Here is a 1,253-nt window from a genome sequence, read left to right on the forward strand (position 1 = left end):
CTATATATGATAATGTCCTTTATCATATGTAGAGGGAGGCGATATGGAGCGACAGCCAGCTGACCAGGTGATCCGCGATTGCCGGACAACATCCGACAAAATCCGTGCGCTGATCCGCGCCGGTTACCTCCGTACGGAAGTCGCCAGGCTGCTCGATGTTCGTTATCAGCGTGTCCGCAAGGTACTCGTAGATGCTGGCATTACGGAGGGTCTGAGGCAGTCCGCCCGGTTTGAGCGTTCGAATGTTGCCATCGAGGCCGAACTGGAGGCGGCGCTGCCAGTCCCGGCGGAGCTACTGTTGCAACGCGGCTTCGTGTTGCTGGGGGAGTGGCTGCCGCTGGCGGAAGGTGAATTTGAGCTGAGCGCACGCGCTCCGAACGATGCGGGTGTATATGCGTTCGTTGCTGAAGATCGCATTCGTTATATCGGCCTGACGCAGACCGGACTGCGCACCCGCATGGGGCATTACAGGCGCGGGCATGTTCGTCAGCGCACCAGTGCGCGGGTGAAAGGGCTAATCGCCAAGTCTCTCGCTGAAGGTAAAGCAGTGCAGGTGCTTATCGCCATTCCCGGGCCTCTGGAATGGAACGGGCTGCCGGTTAGTACCGCTGCCGGGCTTGAATCCGGGCTGATCCGCATGATCCGTCCCGAATGGAACATGCAAGGTGTGCGCCCATGACTGCTCTTACCACCCGCCAGCACCCTGTCCTGCCCGCGCTGCTGACCGCCGCCGATGACCGAGCCCGCATGCGCTACATCGAGTTTTTCGCGGCGACGCTCCGCAACCCCAACACCCGCCGCGCCTATATTCGCGCTACAGGCGACTTCTTCCGCTGGTGCGAGCTGCATGGCATCCCATCACTGACAGCGGTGCAGCCGGTGCATGTCGCCACCTATATCGAGCAAATGACCGCGACGCTTTCTACGCCGACTGTCAAGCAGCGCCTGGCTGCGATCCGCCACCTGTTCGACTGGTTGGTAACGGGGCAGATCGTGCCCGTCAATCCGGCGGCATCAGTACGCGGTCCGTCGCACAAGGTGCGCCGTGGCAGGACGCCCGTGCTGGAGCCTGCCGAGGCGCGCAAGCTGCTCGACGCTATCGACATCACCACCGTAGGAGGCTTGCGCGACCGTGCGCTGATCGGGCTGATGGTCTATTCTTTCGCCCGCATCGGTGCGGCGCTCAGCATGAAGGTCGAAGACATCTATACGCAGCAGCGCCGCCTCTGGGTGCGGCTGCATGAGAAGGGCGG

General features: G+C 61.9%; 2 protein-coding genes. Both read left to right on the plus strand.

What is annotated here, in order from left to right:
* Window positions 1-43 precede the first annotated feature (43 nt).
* Window positions 44-679 (plus strand): GIY-YIG nuclease family protein, encoded by a 636-nt coding sequence (locus PUT78_RS23585; protein ID WP_274354647.1) that lies wholly within the window; start codon window positions 44-46, stop codon window positions 677-679.
* On the plus strand, window positions 676-1,253 hold a 578-nt coding region (locus PUT78_RS23590), incomplete at its 3' end, for a tyrosine-type recombinase/integrase (RefSeq protein WP_274354648.1). The genes PUT78_RS23585 and PUT78_RS23590, both read left to right, overlap by 4 nt.

The sequence above is a fragment of the Roseinatronobacter alkalisoli genome, from assembly GCF_028745735.1.
In the GTDB taxonomy this organism is placed as follows: Bacteria; Pseudomonadota; Alphaproteobacteria; order Rhodobacterales; family Rhodobacteraceae; genus Roseinatronobacter; species Roseinatronobacter alkalisoli.

Bases quoted from the DNA above. Each gene is read 5' to 3' on its own strand.
- PUT78_RS23585 (WP_274354647.1), top strand. From the start codon at position 44: ATGGAGCGACAGCCAGCTGACCAGGTGATCCGCGATTGCCGGACAACA.